General features: G+C 68.4%; 1 protein-coding gene. It reads left to right on the plus strand.

Features of this window, described 5'->3' with window-relative positions; translation table 11 throughout:
- On the plus strand, positions 1-225 hold a 225-nt coding region (locus tag ACR6JA_RS23260; protein WP_494599898.1), incomplete at both ends, for a hypothetical protein.

A 225-nucleotide genomic window follows, 5' to 3' on the forward strand; every position in this document is an offset into this window, starting at 1 on the left:
CGGCTACCAGCCGTCCGAGTTCATCAAGAGGCAGCTTCCCCAAGGCACGTTCGACCTGCTCATCGCCGACGAGGCGCACGAGTACAAGAACGGCGGCTCCGCACAGGGCCAGGCCATGGGGGTGTTGGCGGCCAAGGCGCGCAAGACGCTGCTGCTCACCGGCACGCTGATGGGCGGCTACGGCGACGACCTGTTCCACCTGCTGTTCCGAGCCCTGCCGGGGCG

The organism is Cedecea sp. B1(4) (assembly GCF_059414925.1).